This window comes from Psychrobacter sp. K31L (assembly GCF_017942195.1).
In the GTDB taxonomy this organism is placed as follows: Bacteria; Pseudomonadota; Gammaproteobacteria; order Pseudomonadales; family Moraxellaceae; genus Psychrobacter; species Psychrobacter glaciei.
The window spans coordinates 749,363-768,303 of record NZ_JAGKSC010000001.1 but is presented as its reverse complement, the minus strand read 5'-3'; the positions used below and the strand labels follow the sequence as shown (position 1 = coordinate 768,303).

Annotated in this window: 18 protein-coding genes, 2 tRNA genes and 2 pseudogenes; 11 read left to right on the top strand and 11 right to left on the bottom strand. The window is 41.0% G+C overall.

From position 1 onward, the window contains the following. Nucleotides 1-13: 13 nt before the first annotated feature. Nucleotides 14-343, top strand: coding sequence for a DUF2059 domain-containing protein (locus J5X94_RS03200; RefSeq protein ID WP_210539994.1), 330 nt, complete (start codon nucleotides 14-16; stop codon nucleotides 341-343). 125 nt (nucleotides 344-468) lie between these two features. Here J5X94_RS03200 and dps read toward each other — a convergent pair whose 3' ends face one another. Further along, nucleotides 469-951, bottom strand: a complete 483-nt coding sequence (dps, locus tag J5X94_RS03195; protein ID WP_010200004.1) for a DNA starvation/stationary phase protection protein Dps — start codon at nucleotides 949-951, stop codon at nucleotides 469-471. Nucleotides 952-1,353: 402 nt separating this feature from the next. Between dps and uvrB the strand changes: the two genes are divergently transcribed. After that, nucleotides 1,354-3,465, top strand: a complete 2,112-nt coding sequence (gene uvrB, locus J5X94_RS03190; protein ID WP_194618974.1) for an excinuclease ABC subunit UvrB — start codon at nucleotides 1,354-1,356, stop codon at nucleotides 3,463-3,465. 249 nt (nucleotides 3,466-3,714) lie between these two features. Then, nucleotides 3,715-4,767: a pyridoxal phosphate-dependent aminotransferase gene (locus J5X94_RS03185; RefSeq protein WP_210539992.1), complete on the top strand. Its 1,053-nt coding sequence runs from the start codon at nucleotides 3,715-3,717 to the stop codon at nucleotides 4,765-4,767. Nucleotides 4,768-4,828: 61 nt separating this feature from the next. Here the strand turns inward: J5X94_RS03185 and J5X94_RS03180 are convergent. Next, nucleotides 4,829-5,803: pseudogene (locus J5X94_RS03180) on the bottom strand (IS3 family transposase). 307 nt (nucleotides 5,804-6,110) lie between these two features. On the opposite strand from J5X94_RS03180, the gene J5X94_RS03175 reads away from it, so the two are divergent. Then, a complete protein-coding gene (locus J5X94_RS03175; RefSeq protein WP_210539990.1) occupies nucleotides 6,111-6,323 on the top strand; it encodes a hypothetical protein in 213 nt (70 codons plus the stop codon). Between the two features lie 135 nt (nucleotides 6,324-6,458). Here the strand turns inward: J5X94_RS03175 and J5X94_RS03170 are convergent, their stop codons facing one another. The 3 genes and pseudogenes from J5X94_RS03170 to J5X94_RS03160 form a co-directional block, all read right to left on the bottom strand. Further along, nucleotides 6,459-6,809, bottom strand: a complete 351-nt coding sequence (locus J5X94_RS03170) for an MliC family protein (protein WP_210539988.1) — start codon at nucleotides 6,807-6,809, stop codon at nucleotides 6,459-6,461. A gap of 68 nt (nucleotides 6,810-6,877) precedes the next feature. Beyond that, a pseudogene (locus tag J5X94_RS03165) lies at nucleotides 6,878-7,564 on the bottom strand (low temperature requirement protein A); the annotation flags it as partial. A 265-nt stretch (nucleotides 7,565-7,829) separates the two neighbouring features. Next, nucleotides 7,830-8,735, bottom strand: coding sequence for a LysR family transcriptional regulator (locus J5X94_RS03160; protein ID WP_210539983.1), 906 nt, complete (start codon nucleotides 8,733-8,735; stop codon nucleotides 7,830-7,832). A 148-nt stretch (nucleotides 8,736-8,883) separates the two neighbouring features. Between J5X94_RS03160 and J5X94_RS03155 the strand changes: the two genes are divergently transcribed. Genes J5X94_RS03155 through J5X94_RS03145 form a run of 3 tightly spaced genes read left to right on the top strand, consistent with a single transcriptional unit; the run spans nucleotide 8,884 to nucleotide 10,643 of the window. After that, nucleotides 8,884-9,276: a DoxX family protein gene (locus J5X94_RS03155; protein WP_210539982.1), complete on the top strand. Its 393-nt coding sequence runs from the start codon at nucleotides 8,884-8,886 to the stop codon at nucleotides 9,274-9,276. 49 nt (nucleotides 9,277-9,325) lie between these two features. Next, nucleotides 9,326-9,880, top strand: coding sequence for an NADPH-dependent FMN reductase (locus J5X94_RS03150; protein WP_210539980.1), 555 nt, complete (start codon nucleotides 9,326-9,328; stop codon nucleotides 9,878-9,880). 58 nt (nucleotides 9,881-9,938) lie between these two features. Next, nucleotides 9,939-10,643 (top strand): YoaK family protein, encoded by a 705-nt coding sequence (locus J5X94_RS03145; protein ID WP_210540062.1) that lies wholly within the window; start codon nucleotides 9,939-9,941, stop codon nucleotides 10,641-10,643. A 317-nt stretch (nucleotides 10,644-10,960) separates the two neighbouring features. Here the strand turns inward: J5X94_RS03145 and J5X94_RS03140 are convergent, their stop codons facing one another. Continuing rightward, nucleotides 10,961-11,287 (bottom strand): GNAT family N-acetyltransferase, encoded by a 327-nt coding sequence (locus tag J5X94_RS03140; protein ID WP_210539979.1) that lies wholly within the window; start codon nucleotides 11,285-11,287, stop codon nucleotides 10,961-10,963. A gap of 293 nt (nucleotides 11,288-11,580) precedes the next feature. Between J5X94_RS03140 and J5X94_RS03135 the strand changes: the two genes are divergently transcribed. The 4 genes from J5X94_RS03135 (at nucleotide 11,581) to J5X94_RS03120 (ending at nucleotide 14,354) form a co-directional block, all read left to right on the top strand. Next, nucleotides 11,581-12,294, top strand: coding sequence for a pirin family protein (locus J5X94_RS03135; protein WP_210539977.1), 714 nt, complete (start codon nucleotides 11,581-11,583; stop codon nucleotides 12,292-12,294). 55 nt (nucleotides 12,295-12,349) lie between these two features. Then, nucleotides 12,350-13,288, top strand: coding sequence for a pirin family protein (locus J5X94_RS03130; RefSeq protein ID WP_210539975.1), 939 nt, complete (start codon nucleotides 12,350-12,352; stop codon nucleotides 13,286-13,288). A gap of 62 nt (nucleotides 13,289-13,350) precedes the next feature. Next, nucleotides 13,351-13,959 carry a nitroreductase family protein gene (locus J5X94_RS03125; protein WP_210539973.1) on the top strand — a complete coding sequence of 203 codons (609 nt, stop codon included), beginning with the start codon at nucleotides 13,351-13,353 and terminating at the stop codon, nucleotides 13,957-13,959. Between the two features lie 98 nt (nucleotides 13,960-14,057). Then, on the top strand, nucleotides 14,058-14,354 hold the full coding sequence (locus tag J5X94_RS03120; protein WP_210539972.1) for a DUF4298 domain-containing protein: 297 nt from the start codon (nucleotides 14,058-14,060) through the stop codon (nucleotides 14,352-14,354). A gap of 614 nt (nucleotides 14,355-14,968) precedes the next feature. Here J5X94_RS03120 and J5X94_RS03115 read toward each other — a convergent pair. The 5 genes from J5X94_RS03115 to J5X94_RS03095 form a co-directional block, all read right to left on the bottom strand. Beyond that, a tRNA-Leu gene (locus J5X94_RS03115) sits at nucleotides 14,969-15,055 on the bottom strand. Nucleotides 15,056-15,179: 124 nt separating this feature from the next. After that, nucleotides 15,180-15,253, bottom strand: a tRNA-Cys gene (locus tag J5X94_RS03110). Between the two features lie 190 nt (nucleotides 15,254-15,443). Next, nucleotides 15,444-15,578 (bottom strand): putative transporter small subunit, encoded by a 135-nt coding sequence (locus tag J5X94_RS03105; protein WP_210539970.1) that lies wholly within the window; start codon nucleotides 15,576-15,578, stop codon nucleotides 15,444-15,446. Nucleotides 15,579-15,661: 83 nt separating this feature from the next. After that, entirely contained in the window at nucleotides 15,662-17,311 is a 1,650-nt protein-coding gene (locus tag J5X94_RS03100) for a sodium:solute symporter family protein (protein ID WP_210540059.1), read from the bottom strand. Between the two features lie 594 nt (nucleotides 17,312-17,905). Next, entirely contained in the window at nucleotides 17,906-18,889 is a 984-nt protein-coding gene (locus J5X94_RS03095; RefSeq protein ID WP_228293121.1) for a formate dehydrogenase accessory sulfurtransferase FdhD, read from the bottom strand. Nucleotides 18,890-18,941 lie beyond the last annotated feature (52 nt).

Sequence of the window (18,941 nt, the reverse complement as noted above, 5' to 3'; positions counted from 1 at the left end):
TGCTGAATAGGTCATGTGTTCTTCTGCCATTTCGCTTGTTTTAAAACGATTGTATCTTATTTATAAAGAACTGACTATATTTGATGATGAGTATATTGAAACTATCAATGAGGCACAAATTCAAGCGTATGTTAGTGCTGTAAAAAAGTATTTTACTCAAGAAGAAGTTGACGCTCAAATCGATTTTTACGAAAGCGACTTAGGGGCTAGCATAATAGAAAAGCAGCCTATTATGATGCAAGAATATGCGAAAGATGTCAGAGCTATTATGACACAGAATGTTTCAGCCGAGCTAAAGAAAGCTTTGCCCATTATGATAGAAGAACTAAAAGCCCTGAAATAGAAAATGGTAGAATATGCGTGCATAAAAAAAGGTCACCCAATCAGGTGACCTTTTCTATTTTTACTTCATATAATACTTTGCACTTAATATAATAACGTTAATAATCAACTAAATTTATAACGGTATTATTTCTTTGGCGCATTTGCACCGATGAACCATGCATCTTTATCAATAATACGGCTGGCTTCTGTAAATAAATCAGCTGTGTCTTCGTCGCCTGCATCACCAGCAGTAGCGATCGCTTCTCTCAAAGCTTCCGCGACTTTCTTGTAGCGGCTCGTCAACTCGCGAACATGTTGATCTACTTCGGTAATGTCAGTAGGGTAATCGTCTAAAATAGATTCTTTTACCACGCGACTGGCTAAACCGTTTGGCTGACCACCTAAGATTACGATGCGTTCAGCGATAGTATCTGATACTTCAAGGATACGATCTGATGTGTCATCTAGTAATTGATGCACACCGATAAAGCCAGTACCTTGTAAATTCCAATGGCATTGTTTGCCATCTAAAGTTAAATCAATGACATTCGCTAAGTTAGCGTTTAACACATCAATCATTTTTTTGGCAGTTTCATCGGAAATTCCACTTGCGTAACGTTCTCTCATATCTTACTCCATTATGTATTTTGTTTTATTGAATTAAATAGGTCACTTGTTTCTTATTTGGTTTTTGTATTAGTAGTGCTTGTTGATTCGTTATGAATAATAACAGCTTAAATCTATGATGGAACCCTTCAGTGTTAGGCTTTATGAGGTGGTCGTGTAAGGAGTTTGTTAACCATGAAAATCTTTGTAAATTTATTCAAGATTGTGTGAGTTTTTTATAACGGTCCTAGAGTTTTTGCCAAAACAGATGCATACAATATCTGTCTTATACGCCTAAATATAGGCAAGAACTGGTGCTCATTAGCCTCGTATTATGCCTATGATTGTCCTTTAAAAAGGGACATTCAGACCCCATATTGTTTTAAACCTTACCTCATTATAAAAATTAGGAAGAAAGCCATTATGCGTATGCCCGAACCGCGCTCATCGCGTCAGTTAAACCAATTGGCCACTCAGCTCCAAGGCGAAGCTGAAATTAGTGGTGTTAATGCGTCAGGGACGCAAATATCGAGTCGTGCCTTTGAGATGGTCACCGATTTTGAACCAGCAGGGGATCAGCCACAAGCGATCAAAAAGCTGGTCAATGGTATTAATTCTGGTATGAATGAGCAGTTGCTATTGGGGGTGACGGGTTCTGGTAAGACTTATACCATGGCCAAGGTTATCTCTGAGACTCAGCGTCCGACGATTATCATGGCGCACAACAAAACCCTTGCCGCTCAGCTGTATGGTGAATTTAAGTCGTTTTTCCCGAATAATGCGGTGGAGTACTTCGTCAGTTATTATGACTATTACCAACCTGAAGCTTATGTCGCAGCGAGTGATACCTTTATCGAAAAAGACAGCGCCATCAATGATCATATCGATCAGATGCGTCTGTCAGCGACGCGTGCTCTATTAGAGCGTCGTGATGCGATTATTGTAGCTTCTGTATCGTGTATCTATGGTTTGGGTGATCCTGAAAGTTATCTAAAAATGCTACTGCATGTCGTGGTCGGTGATCAGATAGATCGTACCGCTACCATCAAACGTTTGGTTGAAATGCAATATACGCGCAACGAGTTAGATTTTGGACGTGGTACGTATCGCTTGCGTGGTGAGCTGTTAGATATCTATCCTGCTGAATCTGAGCAGTTGGCAGTGCGAGTGCATCTATTTGATAATGAAGTGGAAAAAATTACTTGGTTTGATCCATTGACGGGTAAGACGGTACGTAGCGTGCCACGTATTACTATCTATCCAAAATCGCATTATGTGACGCCGCGCAATAAACTAGAAGCTGCCAGTCATACGATTCGCGCTGAGCTAGAGCCGCGTTTGGAGTATTTCCGTGATAACAATAAGCTGATAGAAGCGCAACGTCTCAAAGAGCGTACCCAGTATGACCTTGAGATGATTCAACAGCTGGGTTACTGTAACGGTATCGAAAACTACTCACAGCATCTCTCTGGTCGTCCATCAGGGGAAGCACCACCGACGTTGTTTGATTATATTCCAGAAGATGCACTGCTGTTCCTTGATGAATCACACGTCACCGTTTCGCAGATTGGCGCAATGTATAAAGGTGATAGGTCGCGTAAAGAAAATTTGGTCAATTATGGATTTCGTTTGCCAAGTGCGATGAACAACCGGCCAATGAAGTTTGAAGAGTGGGAACGTATCAAGCCTAAGACAATTTATGTGAGCGCCACGCCTGCATTGTATGAGCTTGAGCATAGTGAGCAAGTCGTTGAGCAAGTTGTCCGTCCGACGGGTTTGATTGATCCTGAGATTGAAATTCGTCCTGTATTGACGCAGGTCGATGATGTGTTATCAGAGATTACTAAGCGCCGAGAAAAAGATGAGCGCGTATTAATTACCACATTGACCAAACGCATGTCAGAGGATTTGACCAGTTATCTAAAAGAATATGATGTCAAAGTCGCGTATTTGCATTCTGATATCGATACTGTCGAGCGTATGCAAATCATTCATGAACTGCGCACTGGCGTGCATGATGTACTGGTCGGCATTAACCTATTGCGTGAAGGGTTAGATATGCCAGAAGTATCATTGGTCGCGATATTTGATGCCGATAAAGAAGGCTTTTTGCGTTCTGAGCGTGCACTTATTCAGACCATTGGTCGTGCTGCGCGTCATATCAATGGTAAGGCTATTCTTTATGCTGATCGCATTACCAACAGTATGCAAAAGGCGATAGACGAGACGGACCGTCGCCGTGAAAAACAAGTGGCATTCAACCTTGAGCATAACATCACACCGAAGGGTGCGCGTCGTAGTATCACCGATAAAATTGATACGGGCGACGATCAAAACGCCAATGACAATCAAGTGATTCCCATCAAGAGCAATTTGCCTGATGTGGATATTAGTATCTTACGTAGCCCTGATTTGCTGGCCAAAGAAATCAATCGTCTTGAAAAGCTTATGAAGCAGATGTCTCGTGACTTGAAGTTTGAGGATGCCGCGAAAACGCGTGATAAAGTGCTAGAGTTAAAAGCGCATTTAATCTAGCGTTCAACTTGGATGTGATTGAATGATGTATGTTGAATAGCGTATGTTTGACAAAAAGGTGAGTTGCAAGTAGGGCAGCTCACCTTTTTTTATGGTTTTTAGAGCTGCAAAAAGATGGTTTTTATCTATTGCTATTAATAACTAAAATTTGGTTGTAACAAAACTTGTGTTTATACCAAATGCCCCTTAATATGATATCAATGAGCAATATGAACTTATAACAACGGACGTTGAGGCACACAATCCATCATGCAAAATAAAAAATTCTTAGAATTAAATGCGAATGAAAACTCACTAGGCATGTCAGCTTCTGCCAAACAAGCCATTATAGAGTCTTTAGGTGAGGGCTTTCGTTATCCAGATAATCCACGCGCTGCGCTCATTAGCAAAATTGCCACCATCCATGGTGTGGCAGAAAACCAAATCTCATTAGGCAATGGCTCGACTGAAAATATGCGAGCGGTCATACAAATGCTGCAACACAAAGCCTTAAAAGAAGGTAAAGCATTCCAGATGGTCATTCCGGTGCCAACGTTTGATTGTGCAGAGATGTATGCAAAATCGATTGGTGCAGACGTAGTCAAAATACCATTAACAGCCAACAATTATGACGTAGATCTGAAAAACCTACAAAAAGCTGCCTATGAGTTTGACGGTATTAGCTTGCTTTATCTTTGCAATCCTAATAACCCAACAGGGACGATCACCTCAACGGCAGCCCTCAAAACATGGGTAAGTAATGCACCAGATAATCACTACTTTTTATTAGATCAAGCTTATTTAGAGTACGTGACAGACCCAAGTTTTGAGAATGGTATTGAGTGGTTAAAACAAGGAATATCCGACAACCTCATTGTTATTCATACTTTCTCAAAGTTATGTGCCTTAGCCGGTATGCGAGTGGGCTACGCGATTTCTAACCCGCAAGCTATTGAGACTGTCGAAGCGTTTATGTCTATGGACAATACCAACTTATCAGGTGCGGTTGCTGCTATTGCAACGTTAAATGATGCCAAGTTTTTAGAGCTAAGTTTGCGCAATACCAATCAATCACGTCAAATGATCGAAACAGTGTTAGATGAACTGGGGCTGCGCTATTTACCCTCACAGACCAACTTTATTTTTCATGAAATAAAAGGTGATTTAAAAACTTATATCAATAGAATGCGAGACAATGGCATTAAGGTTGGTCGCGAGTTTCCACCTGTCACAGGCTTCAATCGCTTGACGCTTGGCACGCCTGATGAGATGGAAGTATTTATCAAAGTGCTAAAAACATTTCGTGAAAAAGGTTGGGTTTAAGGTATTTGACCCCTGCCGTCAAATCCGTACATTTGAACTTGGGATATTTTAGTTACGCAGCTTAACCATAATAATCAAACCATACCTGTCTTGGCGATCTATAGCCTAAACCCTTTTGAACCCTAGTTTGGTTATAGTACAGCTATATATATTGTGCGATTTCGTTGTCACTGTAAACCTTGTTTTATATTCCTGATGGTATACAAGCTAATTCTTCAGTATGCCACAGAAACTCTCTATTGACGCATTATCAAATGCAATTACTTTTACCACTCATTGAGCCTGTAAACAGATGCTGTTTTATTATCTTGTGGTAGGCATGGCTACAGTACTGACTGTCTCTATCAGAATGTACAATCAGCACTCAGCAGTCCAAATATAAGTGATGTCACCGACCCATGCTTTATTAGGACGCTTAACATCAAACTTTTGCTCCAGCACGTTTGGATAGATTAGCTTGTTATGATTGGAGTCAATGTTGACTTCAAAGCGCTTGTGACGACGGCATTTGACATCATGTTCTTTTTTGATGCTTCTAACCATGGATAAGCTAATATCATGGCCTTGCTCTGTTAGCTTTGCATGCAAACGCTCATAACCATAACGTTCTTTACTTTCACTGTGAGCGGCTTTAAATAGTAGCTCGCAATGGTTGCGATGTATCTGCTGCTCGCTGATATTGCGACTACTCCATTCGTATAGCTTGATGGTTTGACGCTTAACACATGGCACATAGTGGTGATGTTAAATATCTGCTAATTGTCGTCTTTAATAAAGGCGTACCTTACTAGCTGTGCTTGGCGAAGTACGCCGTCGCCTTTTTTAATGTATCTCGTTCCTCTTCGGCAACTTTAAGCTGTTATTTGTGGCGCTTGTTCTCTTCCATCACGGCCATAAGCTGTGGATCGTACTGCTCAGTCCGATCAAGCTTGCCTTGATTGGCTTTGTTATGCCAGTTCGATAGCGTTTACGTGTCGATGCAGAACTGCTTTGTAGTAGCTGAGATATTGCCGTTATTGTTTGCTATCTTCTTGATAGCTTAGGCTTTAAACTCTGCACTGTAGGTTTTTACTTTCTTAGTCATGGTAAACTCCTGTAAATACGCTTAGTTTACCAAGTTTAGGTGTACGGTTTCTTCAGCATAGCTCAAAGTAAGCTATGACTTTATTAGCATGAATAACTGGGATAGCTTTTTAACGGCATTTAAGATTGATAAGAAGCAAATCAGTAAACAGCATACTTTTTAGAACATCACCATAAATTCATCTCTATCGACCCTTATAAGATAACTTACGAGGAATTCATAAAGCATCAAGAAGCTGGCGAAGATAAGACCTCTTATTATGAGAATCAAACCCAACAAGCCTGATGTCACTAGTCAAGCAAGAGGACGCTGCCTAGCTGGTCAGCCCTGCCCTAAATCAGGCTACTGGTTCACGCAAGCAAAATCTGATAGTCGTGCTTACTTTAAGCAAGACGACATCATGCCAGATTACCCTAATAACCCTTTCAATAGTTCCACAAAAAACATAAGACACATGGCGAGTCTTGAGTAGGATATGCAAGCCTATATGCCAGTACTGACTAAGAAACATCTTGAACCGAAATTTGAGATTAAAATGGCACAATAAAAAAGACCTCGCTACTGTGTTTGTCAGTAGCGAGGTCTTTTACGTAAATAGCGTCAATACTTATAGCTTACAGTTCACGCTATATTCTTGACCATTATGCATACTTACTTTCATGATTCCATAATCAGCCTTAGTATACCAGTCATAACTCATCTTTGGATCAGAGTTATTAGTGTAACGAGCACCTGAGCCTGAGACGGCTTGGTTGAGCGTAACACTCTTATTACTCAAGCTAATCTTTGGTAAGTTAACGTTCAAGTTGGCAACTTGCCCATTGTCCGAATATGCTGCCTTTACTTGTCCTTTGTCTTCACAAGTAAAGGTGCTTTCTGGATTGCTATTCACAGCAGGATTAGATGCACAAGCTGCTAATAACAAAAAGGCAGGTGTCACTACTAGAATTTTTTTCATATTTCTTCTCTATAAATTATATGTTTATTTGAATAGCTACAACGATGGTAGCTATTAAGCACAACATATTAACCTAAAACATTACTCATATTATTGTTTTTAATTACATCAACTAAGAATTCATTTTTTTTGTCTTGATTGAAATACCACGTCATTGCTGCAGGGGCAAGAACGCTCAACCAAATGCCATAAGTAAGGGGTAAACCTTGATGCACTGCAAGACAACTTAGCCCGATAATGATTGCTGCAATGAGTATCGCTAAGATGTTGTGATTCGATTTACGGCACATGAGTGTGCGTAATAGGGTTAGTGTCGTTAAAAATATAACCAGCATGAGCATTAATACATTCATAGCATAAATTTTTGAAATGCTATGTTTAATAGTATTCGCACTAGCATCAGTAACCAGATTAAGCGCACTTCCTAGCGCAGCTAATGAGGCAAATACGAAAAAATAACCGTAACCGAATAAAAATAAATCATAGCGCCGACGCTCTTTATCTAAAATAGTATCAAAAGGAATGGTGAAATAGAGCCACCATAAAGAAAACATTAATGCTACTAAGCTGGAACCTAGCAATATCATAGTGCTGATAGCAGAATCAGAGTTGACTAAAAAGTATTGTATGCTGTTACTAACCCCTAATACACCTTCGCCTAAAATGATAATGGTCAAAAGACCGTAACGTTCGGCGATATGTTTGGGATGCCAGTTATTGCTCTGTGCCACGCGTGCCCACACTGGCATTAGGAATTCAGCGGCAAACCAAGTAAAGCTCGTACAAGCATTCTACAATATAAAAAAAGCCATGATAAAAGTCAAAAATCCAAGAAAGTCATGCTCAAGTAATCGGTGATGAAGCCCGCTTGCTGTAGCAACAGCAATGACATAGACAAGATCAAATCATAACTTAAGCGTACTAGAGGCTCGATGTTGCTCATTAGGGTCTCTAGCATGGATCGTGGGTACACGAATCATTCATTGTGCTCCAATAGATATAATTTGAATAATCAAAAAACTAATACCTATCCCAATAAGGATCATCACCGAAACGTTCAGCGATAAGGTCAATTAAATAGCGGCAACGCTGAGATAAAAATCGATTTTTTGGATAGACCGCATAGGCATTTAGTGTGGGCAGCTGGTACTGCTGCATGATAGGGACTAGCTCACCACTGGCTAAGGTTTGATAAGTAATAAAGGTTGGCAAAAAGGCAATGCCTTGGCCTTTCACTGCCATCTCACGCAAAAAATCACCGTTGTTGACTTTTATTTTTGAGTTAACTTCTATCTCATGTTTTTTGCCTTGCTCATCTATCAATTCTATCGTGCTAGATTTGCTCAGACCATATTGCAAGATTTTATGCGTTGCCAACTCTTCTACCGTTTTTGGTGTGCCTATTTTATCCAAATATTCAGGACTGGCACACAATGCATAACGAATGAGTGCGAGGCGTTTGGCTTGGTAGCTAGAATCTTGCATCTCTCTGACACGAATGGCCAGCTCAAATCCTTCTTCTACCAAATCCACATGTCGATCAGAAAAATCTAACTCAAAATTCAGATTAGGGTGTTGATTGGCATATTCATCAATAACGTCATTCAGATGCATCAAGCCAAACGATAATGGCGCGGTCATTTTTAGCGTGCCCTCGATACGAGTCGGAGCGCCACTCGTTTCTTCGTTGAGCGCGTCTACTTCACTCAGTATGTTGCCGACCTTTTGGTAATACTGCTCACCTGCTTGTGTTAAGTTCGATTGGCGCGTGGTGCGGCTAATGAGCTGACTGCCCAATCGTGTTTCTAATTCCTTTAGTCGACGGCTTACAGCTGATTTAGCGATGTTCAGTTGCTCTGCGGCTTTGGTAATGCTCCCTGCTTCGACAATGCGGACAAACATTGCCATATCTTCTAGTTGTCCCATTTGAGCTACTCCTTGACTGTTCTTAAAAAAAGAACTTACATTTATAATTATCACGGTTTATTTATTTATAAGCAACGACTACAATTACCGTGTTTCCTAATCGAATAAAAGCTATTTAAACAAAGGTACTCATTACTGGAGCATCACTATGGACAAATTACAACAGCTAAGCACACCAATTTGTCGTCTGTTTTTATCCATGATCTTTATTTTTTTCGGCTTTACCAAAATAACAGGTTACGCTGCTACCCAAGGTTATATGGAGTCTATGGGCGTACCTGGGATGCTATTACCTTTGGTCATCGCTCTTGAGTTATTTGGCGGTATTGCCATTTTGATTGGTTTTAAAGCGCGCCTGATAGCTTTGTTGTTTGTTGGTTTTAACATCGTATCGGCACTTCTTTTTCATCAATTCTGGATCGATGAATCACAAATGAATCCATTTATGAAAAACATTGCTATCGCTGGCGGCTTCTTAATGATCTTTGCCCATGGCGCAGGTGCGTATTCAATTGATAATAGTAAGATGCATAAAATTTAGTATAGTAAATGCTTCACTTATCAGGTTTTATCCTCATTAAGGAGTTGCTATGAGCGCATCCATCAACATTGCACTGATTATTGGTAGTTTACGCAAAGAGTCAATCAATCGTAAATTTGCAGAATATATTGTGTCGCAGATGCCTGACCACGTGAATATCAAAGAAGTCGGTATCGCAGATTTGCCGCTTTATAACCAAGATTATGATGATACAACGATTGATAGCTACGAGCGTGTACGTCAGCAATTAAAAGACGCTGATGCAGTGTTGATTGTCACCCCAGAGCACAATCGTACAATGCCTGCGGCTTTGAAAAACGTCGTATATATTGCTTCGCGTCCTTATAAAGAAAGTGTTTGGACACATAAGAAAGTTGCAGTAGTGACGGCCTCACCAGGTAGCTTTGGCGGTATCAATAGCGGACTTGATGTTCGAAAAAGTATGCAAATGCTTTCGGCACAAATGATGATTGATCCCGAAATTCATTTAAGTCGGGCAACTGACAGTTTAAATGAAGATGGCAGTGTCACTGAACGCACACAAAAATTCTTACAATGCTTCGTTGCTGATTTTGTGGATTTTGTAGGGAAACTGGGTGACTAAATCAATCTCTAACGATCCTGACAACACCGCTATTCATACTACTAACGATGATCAAGTAGTGTCACCACATTCAAAACCGCCGAGTTTTTGGCAGCGTTATCAAACGCCCGTACTATTAACCGTGGTAGGTGGGGCTATTGATACTATTGGTTTTATCACCTTGTTTGGTTTTTTTACCGCGCATGTCACTGGTAACTTAGTGATGGCGGGTAGTGGATTGGTCAAAGGTGAGCAAGGTCTGTGGATTAAGCTTGCCGCTTTACCATTGTTTATTATAACGGTGATGGTGACCAAGATATTTATTGATCATAGTAAAAACAAGCAGCTAACGCTGAGCCGTTTATTTTTAGCAGAAGCTGTGTTTTTGATAGCCTTTATGATTGCCGGTCTTTCCTACCAGCCTTTTGTGGACGCAGGAGATATAACTGTGGCATTAACAGGTGGTCTGGGTCTGATAGCTCTGGCCATTCGTAATACAGCAAGCAAAACAGTGATTAAGCACATGAGTCCGACCGTATTAATGACGGGTAATACCACACAACTGGGTATTAATCTGACCGATTATTTGATCAATCGTACAGCGGATAATGGTAAAAAACTGACGCATAGCTCAGCATTGATTTTTAGCTTTCTAGTTGGCGCGTTACTGGGTGCATTTTTATATATCCAGTTAAATTTTTGGGCAGTCGGATTGTTTGTATTACCCGTACTGTATTTGTCAGTAATGGCACGTGATAAAGCGTTTTTACAAAGTATTGCTTAGTGTTTTCTAACGTAATATAGCCTTGTATTATTATTCAGTAGTGTGGATTTTCAAGACTGATGTCTTGTGTCTTGCTATCTCAACCTTTATCTTTCAATAATAAAAATGCCATGTCTTGACGGATAGGGCATTTTTATTATGTCATCTATAGTCAGGTAAATATAAAAAAGAGTCAGCGTGACGGATATAAATGTTTTGTCGCCTCTGTCTGCGTAGGCACAGCAAGCAAGAAAAATTTGTACCAGTCACGCATCACAATGTCATGTATCCATTTTATTTAGTATCGACTATACACGGTTGTCACTGATAAACATTGTCTAAGGCGTTGCTTTGTGAAATACCGAGTTGTCTTGATATTCTGGATGTTTGTCTATGTAGGCTTTGATATATGGGCAAATAGGTTTCACTCTCAGGTTTTTAGCTGCTGCATCGTCTAGTATTGATTTAGCAAGATAACCTGCAATACCTTGCCCGCCAAGCTCTTCGGGCACCTCAGTATGGGTATAAGCAATGCCATCTTCACCTTGACTGGTGGTAAAAAGTTCATAATCTTCAAAGGCGATATGCCCATCAACGTGAATTTCAAAACGTTTCTGATCTGTATTATCTATTACATCATAATTCAATAATGGTTTATCTGACATCGTTAGGCTTCCTTATATCGTAAGTGTGATTAGACTTATTCTATATGTACTTTCATTCTATGAAGCGTAGCAGCCATTTATGCTACTGGCTCTGTTTAGAAGATATAGTGTTCTACTACAAATATATTACGCTATATTGATGGTTTTATTGTTCTAATAATAAGAATAGTTATTTGTATTTATCTATGTTTATCTCTTCTTAAACAACAATTATAATCGTTCCATTGTTTAGACAAGTTCGTTAATAGTAAATTTTCAGACATGTTTAACTCCCCAATAACTAAGGATAAATTATGAAAACTGTCTATCATGCAGCAAACTCTCGTGGCGATGCAAACCATGGCTGGCTGAAAAGTAAACATACCTTTAGCTTTGCGAATTATCACAATCCAGAACGTATGGGATTTGGTGCGCTACGTGTCATGAACGATGATTTTGTTATTGGCGGTCAGGGTTTTGGCAAGCACTCACATCGCGATATGGAAATTATCAGTATTCCACTATCGGGTAAGCTCGGTCATGGCGATAACATTGGTAACAATGGCATTATCGAAACGGGTGAAATCCAAGTCATGTCAGCCGGTACAGGCATTACCCACAGTGAAATGAATGGCGATGACAAAGAGGATGTCAAGTTTCTACAGATTTGGGTCATTCCAAACAAGATGAGCGTAGCGCCTCGTTATCAGAAAGTGCGCATGGGTGACATCATGCAGCCGAACACGTTCAACCAAGTATTGTCACCAAACGCTGACGATGCGGGCGTCTGGATTCATCAAAACGCATGGTTCAGTATGGGTGACTTTGAACAAGGAGTCACTCAAAATTATACGCTAAATGATGCGAACAATGGCGTGTACGTTTTCGTGATTGAAGGTAGTGTGACCATTAACAATAACGTGTTAAATACGCGTGACGGTCTAGGTATCTGGGATACCAAAAGCATGACTATGGACGTTCTAGAGAACTCAAAAGTATTAATCATGGAAGTACCGATGACTTTTTAATACTTTTCTACGCTCATTATTTGTGAAAATAAAGTATCAAAAAAGGAGTTAGTTCATGAGTATTCAAACGTTAGAGCCAAGATTGGCTGATGTCGGCGGTATTCCAATTGCGCGTTTATTACCTAACAAAGGCAAAAAACCGATCGGTGCATGGTGCTTTTTAGATCATGCAGGTCCTGCTGATTTTGACCAAGATGACGCAGGTATGCAGGTTGGTCGTCATCCGCATACCAATCTGCAAACCTTTAGCTGGATGTTAAATGGCGAAGTGCTACACAAAGACAGTTTAGGTAATGCGCAAGTCATTACCAAAAACCAAGTCAATGTCATGACCGCAGGTACGGGTCTGAACCAAGGTATTAGTCATACTGAACAAAGTGTCTTTCCAGATACGGGCGGTTCGAAAGATGCAGCACGTGGTATCAGTATGGTGCAGCTATGGATTGCACTGCCCACCGATCAAAAGATTGAGCGCAGTTTTCATCACTATCCTGAGCTGCCGACGTGGAGCGAGGGCAATGCAGAGATGGTTCTGACGACAGGTAGTTATACCAATGTATTGGGTGAAACGTTTGAAGCACCTACCATCCAATACTCAAAGCTGGTCGGTATAGATGTGTACTTCAAGCAAGATGGCGAAGCGACATTGAGTCTAGAGTCAGGCTCTGAGTACGGTATCTTGGTTTCAGAAGGTGAGATACAGTCTGAAGGCAAGGTCTGTCAGCAAGATCAGTTATTCCGTTTTCATGATAGCGATGTCGCCAATAGCAAAAGTATTAAACTGGTTGCTAAAAAAGGGACACGTATCATGTTTATCGGCGGCGAACCGCTTAATAACCAAGTGCTACTGTGGTGGAACTTCGTTGCTGATAACAAAGCTGAGGTTGAGCAATCTATTATTGATTGGAATAATGGTCATGAGCGTTTCGGTAACGTTGACTCTGATATGAAACGTTTGCCTGCGCCTGAACTACCTAAAGGTTTCAAAGGCTAATTACTATCTGTTTTGATACCTTATATCTAGCCTTAACTCATAGAAAACCACTGGAGAAAATCATGTCAAATTTACAAGATTTACAGCAATTAGCAGAAAAACGCCGTTCAATTTATGCGCTAAGCAATCAATTACCAGTATCGAATGATGACGTAGTGAAATTGGTTGAACATGCTATTTTGCACACGCCATCAGCGTTTAATTCACAGTCAGCTCGTATCGTTGTGTTGTTTGGTGATGAGCATAACAAGCTTTGGAATATGACCGAAGAGATGCTAAAAGCTATCGTTGGCGATGAAGAGAAATTCAAAGGAACAAGAGATAAAATCGCTGGCTTTAGAGCAGGTGCGGGAACCATCTTATTTTTTGAAGACAAAGGCGTCGTAAGAAATATGCAAGAAGCAGCTCCTTTGTATGCCGATAAATTCCCAATTTGGTCACATCAAACCAGTGCGATGCATCAGTATGTGATCTGGACAGCATTGGCTAGTTTAGATATTGGTGCAAACTTACAACATTATAATCCAGTCATTGATCAAAAAGTCGCTGAAGAATGGAGTATTGCTGAAGATTGGGAGCTGAATGCGCAAATGGTGTTTGGTGCGATTGAGCAGCCAGCAGGTGATAAAGCGTTCAAATCTGTTGAAGAACGTATGAAAGTATTCGGCTAACAGTTTTTAGCATTAAAGACCGTGTAACTAATTAAGCCGCTATGATGGTTCATAGCGGCTTAATTGATTTTTTTATAATTATAAACTGGAGTAATATAATGGATATTTTTGATGCTCAAGCGCTACAAAAAAAGTATGAACGTTGGCATGAGCTATATGAACAGATACAAGGTGCTCAGGAAAAATGGCTAGAAGCCAATACATTATTATCTGAGCTGCAAACTTACTACCAAAGCGAGCAGTGGAGAAAAGATCATGAAAGCAATGTGATGGTTGAGTGTGCAGATAATATGTATTCCATCATCAGTGAAGACGCTTTGTGGAGTGCGTTAACCGATCATCAAGAACATACAATTCGCTGGATGAGGCTAGGACTAGATGTTATAGACAGTTGATTCTAGAATTCTTATTAGGGCGTGTTGAAATCTAAAACACTATCGATGGCGTACTAGACTAAAGTGGACTCACTTTCAAACAGATACAGTGCAGCTGGGATGAGTTTTTCGTAGCCTCTGTTATAGCAGCAAGCAAGGAAAATTTATACCAGTCCTACCTAACTAGCAATGTATCGATTTTACTCTGAATTGACTATAGACTTAAACCAAGGGGCGGGCTGTTTCACTTAAATCAGGAAACACATGACACAATAAAAATTTGCTGATTCAGTCGCCGATTGTGATGGAATGAAGCTGCGTATGAATCATCGAAGCAATCACTACGGGCAACATTGCTTCGTTTTAGTAGGACGTACCGTTGAAAATAGCTTAGGATGGTTTTTGACAGGAACGGAGTATTTCTTATCTTCAGGTTTGTGAATTCTAAGATTTCGGTTTGAACGGAGCGCTTTTCTATTCATATCCTAGATCTTAATAAGTACACTCAAAACTCGGTATACTTAAAGTGTGTGGATTAGGATAGATACGGTAGGACAGTATAGAACGCCAAATACAACAAAGCCCCTGATATCAGGGGCTTTAGCTGTTCTATAAGATAGTATAGGACTATGTAATGGTACCCGGAGCCGGACTTGAACCGGCACGCTATTGCTAGCGAGGGATTTTAAATCCCTTGTGTCTACCAATTTCACCACCCGGGCAAAACTTGTTTTATCTTTAACGTAAGCTAGCTGATAGACCATCTAGTTACTAGATAAGTGGTCGCTATTATAATCGGTTGTGATAATAATGCAAGCCAAAATTAACGTAAAGTTAATAAATAATTGGAGGCTGGAGTCGGAATCGAACCGGCGTTAACGGAGTTGCAGTCCGCTGCATGACCACTCTGCCATCCAGCCAATCAAGGTGGCCTATATTAGCAAAAATATAGTAAATTACAAGTCATTTTTTAGTTAAAAGCAGGTTATTTACTATCTTGCCTGCACTTAATCCCAGTTTAGGGGCATTTATGCTGTTAATAGGCTTTGTTAAGTCATTAATAAACGAATACTTAGCGATGATCGTTAAAAATGTAATAGCTAAGGTACGTTAAACAATATCCCTATTGTCACGTTTGGCCTTTTTGATATCGCGATAGGTGGCGGTACAAATCAATACCAGTACCCCAAGAGTAATGGCGGGCCAAATTAAAATATATAAGCCGTAGATAAAAACGTTGTCCATGATATCTCCTTATAATATTTCTAAGTAAGTAGCGATTGGCCATATACTGCTAACTAATCACTACTCGGATAAACGATTTTGGTTTAAGATTTAGGTGATGACGGTATTTCCGATTTTTTATCGTAATTGCCTACGCGCTGCTTAATCAACTCAAAGTCGAAATGCTCATCGCCCATGAGACTGACGATCACACAAACGATAGTACTGGCACCGTAAGCCGTCAGTGAAGCGAGTAAGATCATGTACTGGCGTAGGAACCCAGTGGCAAAGATTAACATCAGCACCAGCGTAATAGCAGCCGCGCTCATGCCGATCTTACGACCTAAGAAACCAAATACCATCAGACCGATGACAACTGCACCACCAAAGCTGGCTAAGATTTCAAAGAATAGGGCAGTGATGCCAACGATAGGTATCAACTCAAAACGCGCCACACAGAATAATAGGAGCCCGACAATCACTGCTGAAGTAAAGGCGGCATTAGTGACACGATTCCAGAATACACTGGCGATAACAGGGAACACAATGGCGCCCCATAGTGCACCAACGAATACCAGCATTACTAGAATATCAAGCTTGAAGCTAGCAAAGATAAGTCCCGCTGCCGTCGCGACAATCATCGTGCCACGACCGACGAGCATCATGGTTTTAGGTTTAACCTGACCTTTTTTGGCGATATTTTTACCGTAGACATCAGCCATCATAATGGTTGATAGCGCCGATAAATCCGAGTCAGCGGTCGAGGACAACGAGCCAATCACTAAGATGAAGAATAAGGCGATGAAGACGGGATGCAGATAAGTGCTGACCATTTGCGGGATCAGGTTGTTCATATTGCCATCAAGTGGTTCAATACCAATGGTCAAGGCCATCAAGCCAATCATACCAAGCCCAATGACGATACCCGCATAGCCAACTGTGGCGGTAATAAATGTCGCCTTAATCTTGGTTTTATCAATCGCAAATAAGCGCTGAGTAATGGTTTGGTTACCGATAGCATAGGCCAATACCGCGACAAAATACGGCGCACCTTGCTGAAAGAATGCCTCAGAAGAAAAGAAATCTTGCTGCTCTAAGGTCAAGTTCGATAGTCCGCTGACCATCACTGCAGGACCTCCCATGGAGAATAGCACCGCTGGAATGATGATGACACCAATCGCCATCAAAGCGACCAATTGGGCAAAATCAGTAAAGACGGAGGCGCGAAACCCTGAGGTTAAGGTATAGCTCAATACCCCGACACCCGCGATAATCACCCCTGTTTGGAACGACAATGGTGACAATACTGACACCAATGCCCCCGCAGCGGTAAAGTTGACCATCAAGCTAATTAAGCTGCCCATAAGGTTGGATATGGCTAAAATTAATTGGCTTGATGAGCCGTGGCGGGCGTGGATAAGCTCACCTAAAGTGTGACCGTTGGGAGCAAGCTCACGAAAGCGCATGCCAAAAGGGTAGATGAACAAAATCATCAATGCACCCCAAAAGCCGTAATGTATCGGCCCTGATACGCCGTATTTATAGCCAGAAGTGGCGGCAGCGTAAAATGAGGCCGCCCAAATCCAGGTCGCGGTCATACTTGCCGCGCCCATCCCAAAGCCCACATTGTGGCCTGCGACCATAAAGCCGGAAGTTGTCTCTTTGTCTTTTTTAATTAATAAAGACAGCAGATATGTACCACCATAAAACGCCACCAATAATAAAATAATGGTGAGCGCCGAAAATTGAAACAATGACTCAGTTTTCAAACTCATACCTCGCAATTGTTTTAAGTAAATAAGGTTTAGTAAAATTATCTATTCCAAACTATTTAGCATACGACATAGTCTAAAAAGCCCTCATACCAAATGTATGTGGCTAATATAAATAGCAAAAATAGCAACTGTAATGTTAAGCAAGTGCTAAGCGTCGTGCCCTAGTTTTGATGTCACACATCGTGTTAAATCAAAATGATAGGGGCTACTCTCGATAGGCGTCAGTTAATGGATAAACCATGACGCTATGAATAGGCATACACAAAGGTAGCTGAGTGCTAAAAAAACTCATGTGATGAGCGTCTATAGCGGAATTACGAATAAGCACTAAGCCATGATTACATGACCTGAGCTCGATTTAGACAGCCTTATCAGCTGTAATAAGCAATAGTTAAGAGGTTTTTACTCAATTATCGCATTGATGCATCACCTGTAATCTAAATACCAAATCCAATACTGTGTGCATAATCAGCACAATGAACTTAGCATTAATAAATAAAACTACAGATCTGTTAAGTGTATGTAACATGTTCGTAAGGGTAGGGTAACCTATTACGTCGTTAACCTCAAACTTTATCCATTGGAATGATTTGAATAGTAAGTGACTCTGCTATCACGTAAAAATCCAGCCAATCCTAAGCCATAGCGCTCAGCAACACGCACGGCAGTACTGGTAGGTGCAGACATGCCGATCAGCCAAGGTATGTGACTTCGAATAGACTTTTGTACCAGCTCAATCGATAGGCGCGAGGTCATGACCACGCAATTGATATCTGCTTTGTGTTGCAGCTGCCAACCAATGAACTTGTCGAGGGCATTGTGACGGCCGACATCCTCAAAGAGGTGCAAGTGTCGTCCTTGCATAGTTGCCGCTGCATGGACAGCGCCTGTCAGTTGGTGAGTATGTTGCATGGTATCGACTTTTTGCCGTATTTCTAATAGGTCACCAAGGCTTGGGGTATCTACTTTTACTCTTTTCTTGTCTTGGCGATAGATACTTAAGTCGGGCAGCGCTTGTGTTAAGCCCGTGATACCGCACATACCGCACCCTGTACGCCCTGCCAGCTGCCGCCGTTGGGCTTGGATGCGCTGATGACTGCGCTGATTTAAGGTCAACTCCACCACATAAATATCGTAGTCCCGCAACTGTGCTAAGGTTTGCCCAAAGGAACCAGCCGTACCGTCTTCATCTGAGTGTTGAGTAAATCTTTGATAGCTTGCAACATCTGTCAGCTGGGTGACTTCCCAATCTAATAAGTCATGGCTGTGTTGAATTAGACCTTCACTGAACAAAAAGCCTATCGCTAGATATTCTAACTGATAAGGACTTGCCATCAATACTGCATAATGAATGCCGTTAATGATGATAGAAATCGCTGCTTCTACGACCAAATTTGCCGATTGATTTTCAATATACACTTGCTGACTATCACTTGATTCCGTAGGCGCATAATAATGCTTTTGCACCAAATGCGCGCGCGATAGTGGTGTCACAGTAGATTCTGCCGTCGCTTCAGGCATGTCGATGGCTGAAGCTTGAGTGTTTAATTTAGCCATTATGAATGCTGACAGCCTTTTATCATTATTAACATTACTCACCTTTCATCTT

What these genes read in the sequence shown, in the direction of transcription:
- J5X94_RS03140 (WP_210539979.1), bottom strand. Translation starts at nt 11,287, where the DNA reads ATGTCAGATAAACCATTATTGAATTATGATGTAATAGATAATACAGAT.
- J5X94_RS03155 (WP_210539982.1), top strand. Translation starts at nt 8,884, where the DNA reads ATGGACAAATTACAACAGCTAAGCACACCAATTTGTCGTCTGTTTTTA.
- J5X94_RS03185 (WP_210539992.1), top strand. Translation starts at nt 3,715, where the DNA reads ATGCAAAATAAAAAATTCTTAGAATTAAATGCGAATGAAAACTCACTA.
- J5X94_RS03135 (WP_210539977.1), top strand. Translation starts at nt 11,581, where the DNA reads ATGAAAACTGTCTATCATGCAGCAAACTCTCGTGGCGATGCAAACCAT.
- J5X94_RS03095 (WP_228293121.1), bottom strand. Translation starts at nt 18,889, where the DNA reads ATGGCTAAATTAAACACTCAAGCTTCAGCCATCGACATGCCTGAAGCG.
- J5X94_RS03120 (WP_210539972.1), top strand. Translation starts at nt 14,058, where the DNA reads ATGGATATTTTTGATGCTCAAGCGCTACAAAAAAAGTATGAACGTTGG.
- J5X94_RS03130 (WP_210539975.1), top strand. Translation starts at nt 12,350, where the DNA reads ATGAGTATTCAAACGTTAGAGCCAAGATTGGCTGATGTCGGCGGTATT.
- J5X94_RS03150 (WP_210539980.1), top strand. Translation starts at nt 9,326, where the DNA reads ATGAGCGCATCCATCAACATTGCACTGATTATTGGTAGTTTACGCAAA.
- J5X94_RS03170 (WP_210539988.1), bottom strand. Translation starts at nt 6,809, where the DNA reads ATGAAAAAAATTCTAGTAGTGACACCTGCCTTTTTGTTATTAGCAGCT.
- dps (WP_010200004.1), bottom strand. Translation starts at nt 951, where the DNA reads ATGAGAGAACGTTACGCAAGTGGAATTTCCGATGAAACTGCCAAAAAA.
- J5X94_RS03125 (WP_210539973.1), top strand. Translation starts at nt 13,351, where the DNA reads ATGTCAAATTTACAAGATTTACAGCAATTAGCAGAAAAACGCCGTTCA.
- uvrB (WP_194618974.1), top strand. Translation starts at nt 1,354, where the DNA reads ATGCGTATGCCCGAACCGCGCTCATCGCGTCAGTTAAACCAATTGGCC.
- J5X94_RS03160 (WP_210539983.1), bottom strand. Translation starts at nt 8,735, where the DNA reads ATGGGACAACTAGAAGATATGGCAATGTTTGTCCGCATTGTCGAAGCA.
- J5X94_RS03175 (WP_210539990.1), top strand. Translation starts at nt 6,111, where the DNA reads ATGAGAATCAAACCCAACAAGCCTGATGTCACTAGTCAAGCAAGAGGA.
- J5X94_RS03200 (WP_210539994.1), top strand. Translation starts at nt 14, where the DNA reads ATGTGTTCTTCTGCCATTTCGCTTGTTTTAAAACGATTGTATCTTATT.
- J5X94_RS03105 (WP_210539970.1), bottom strand. Translation starts at nt 15,578, where the DNA reads ATGGACAACGTTTTTATCTACGGCTTATATATTTTAATTTGGCCCGCC.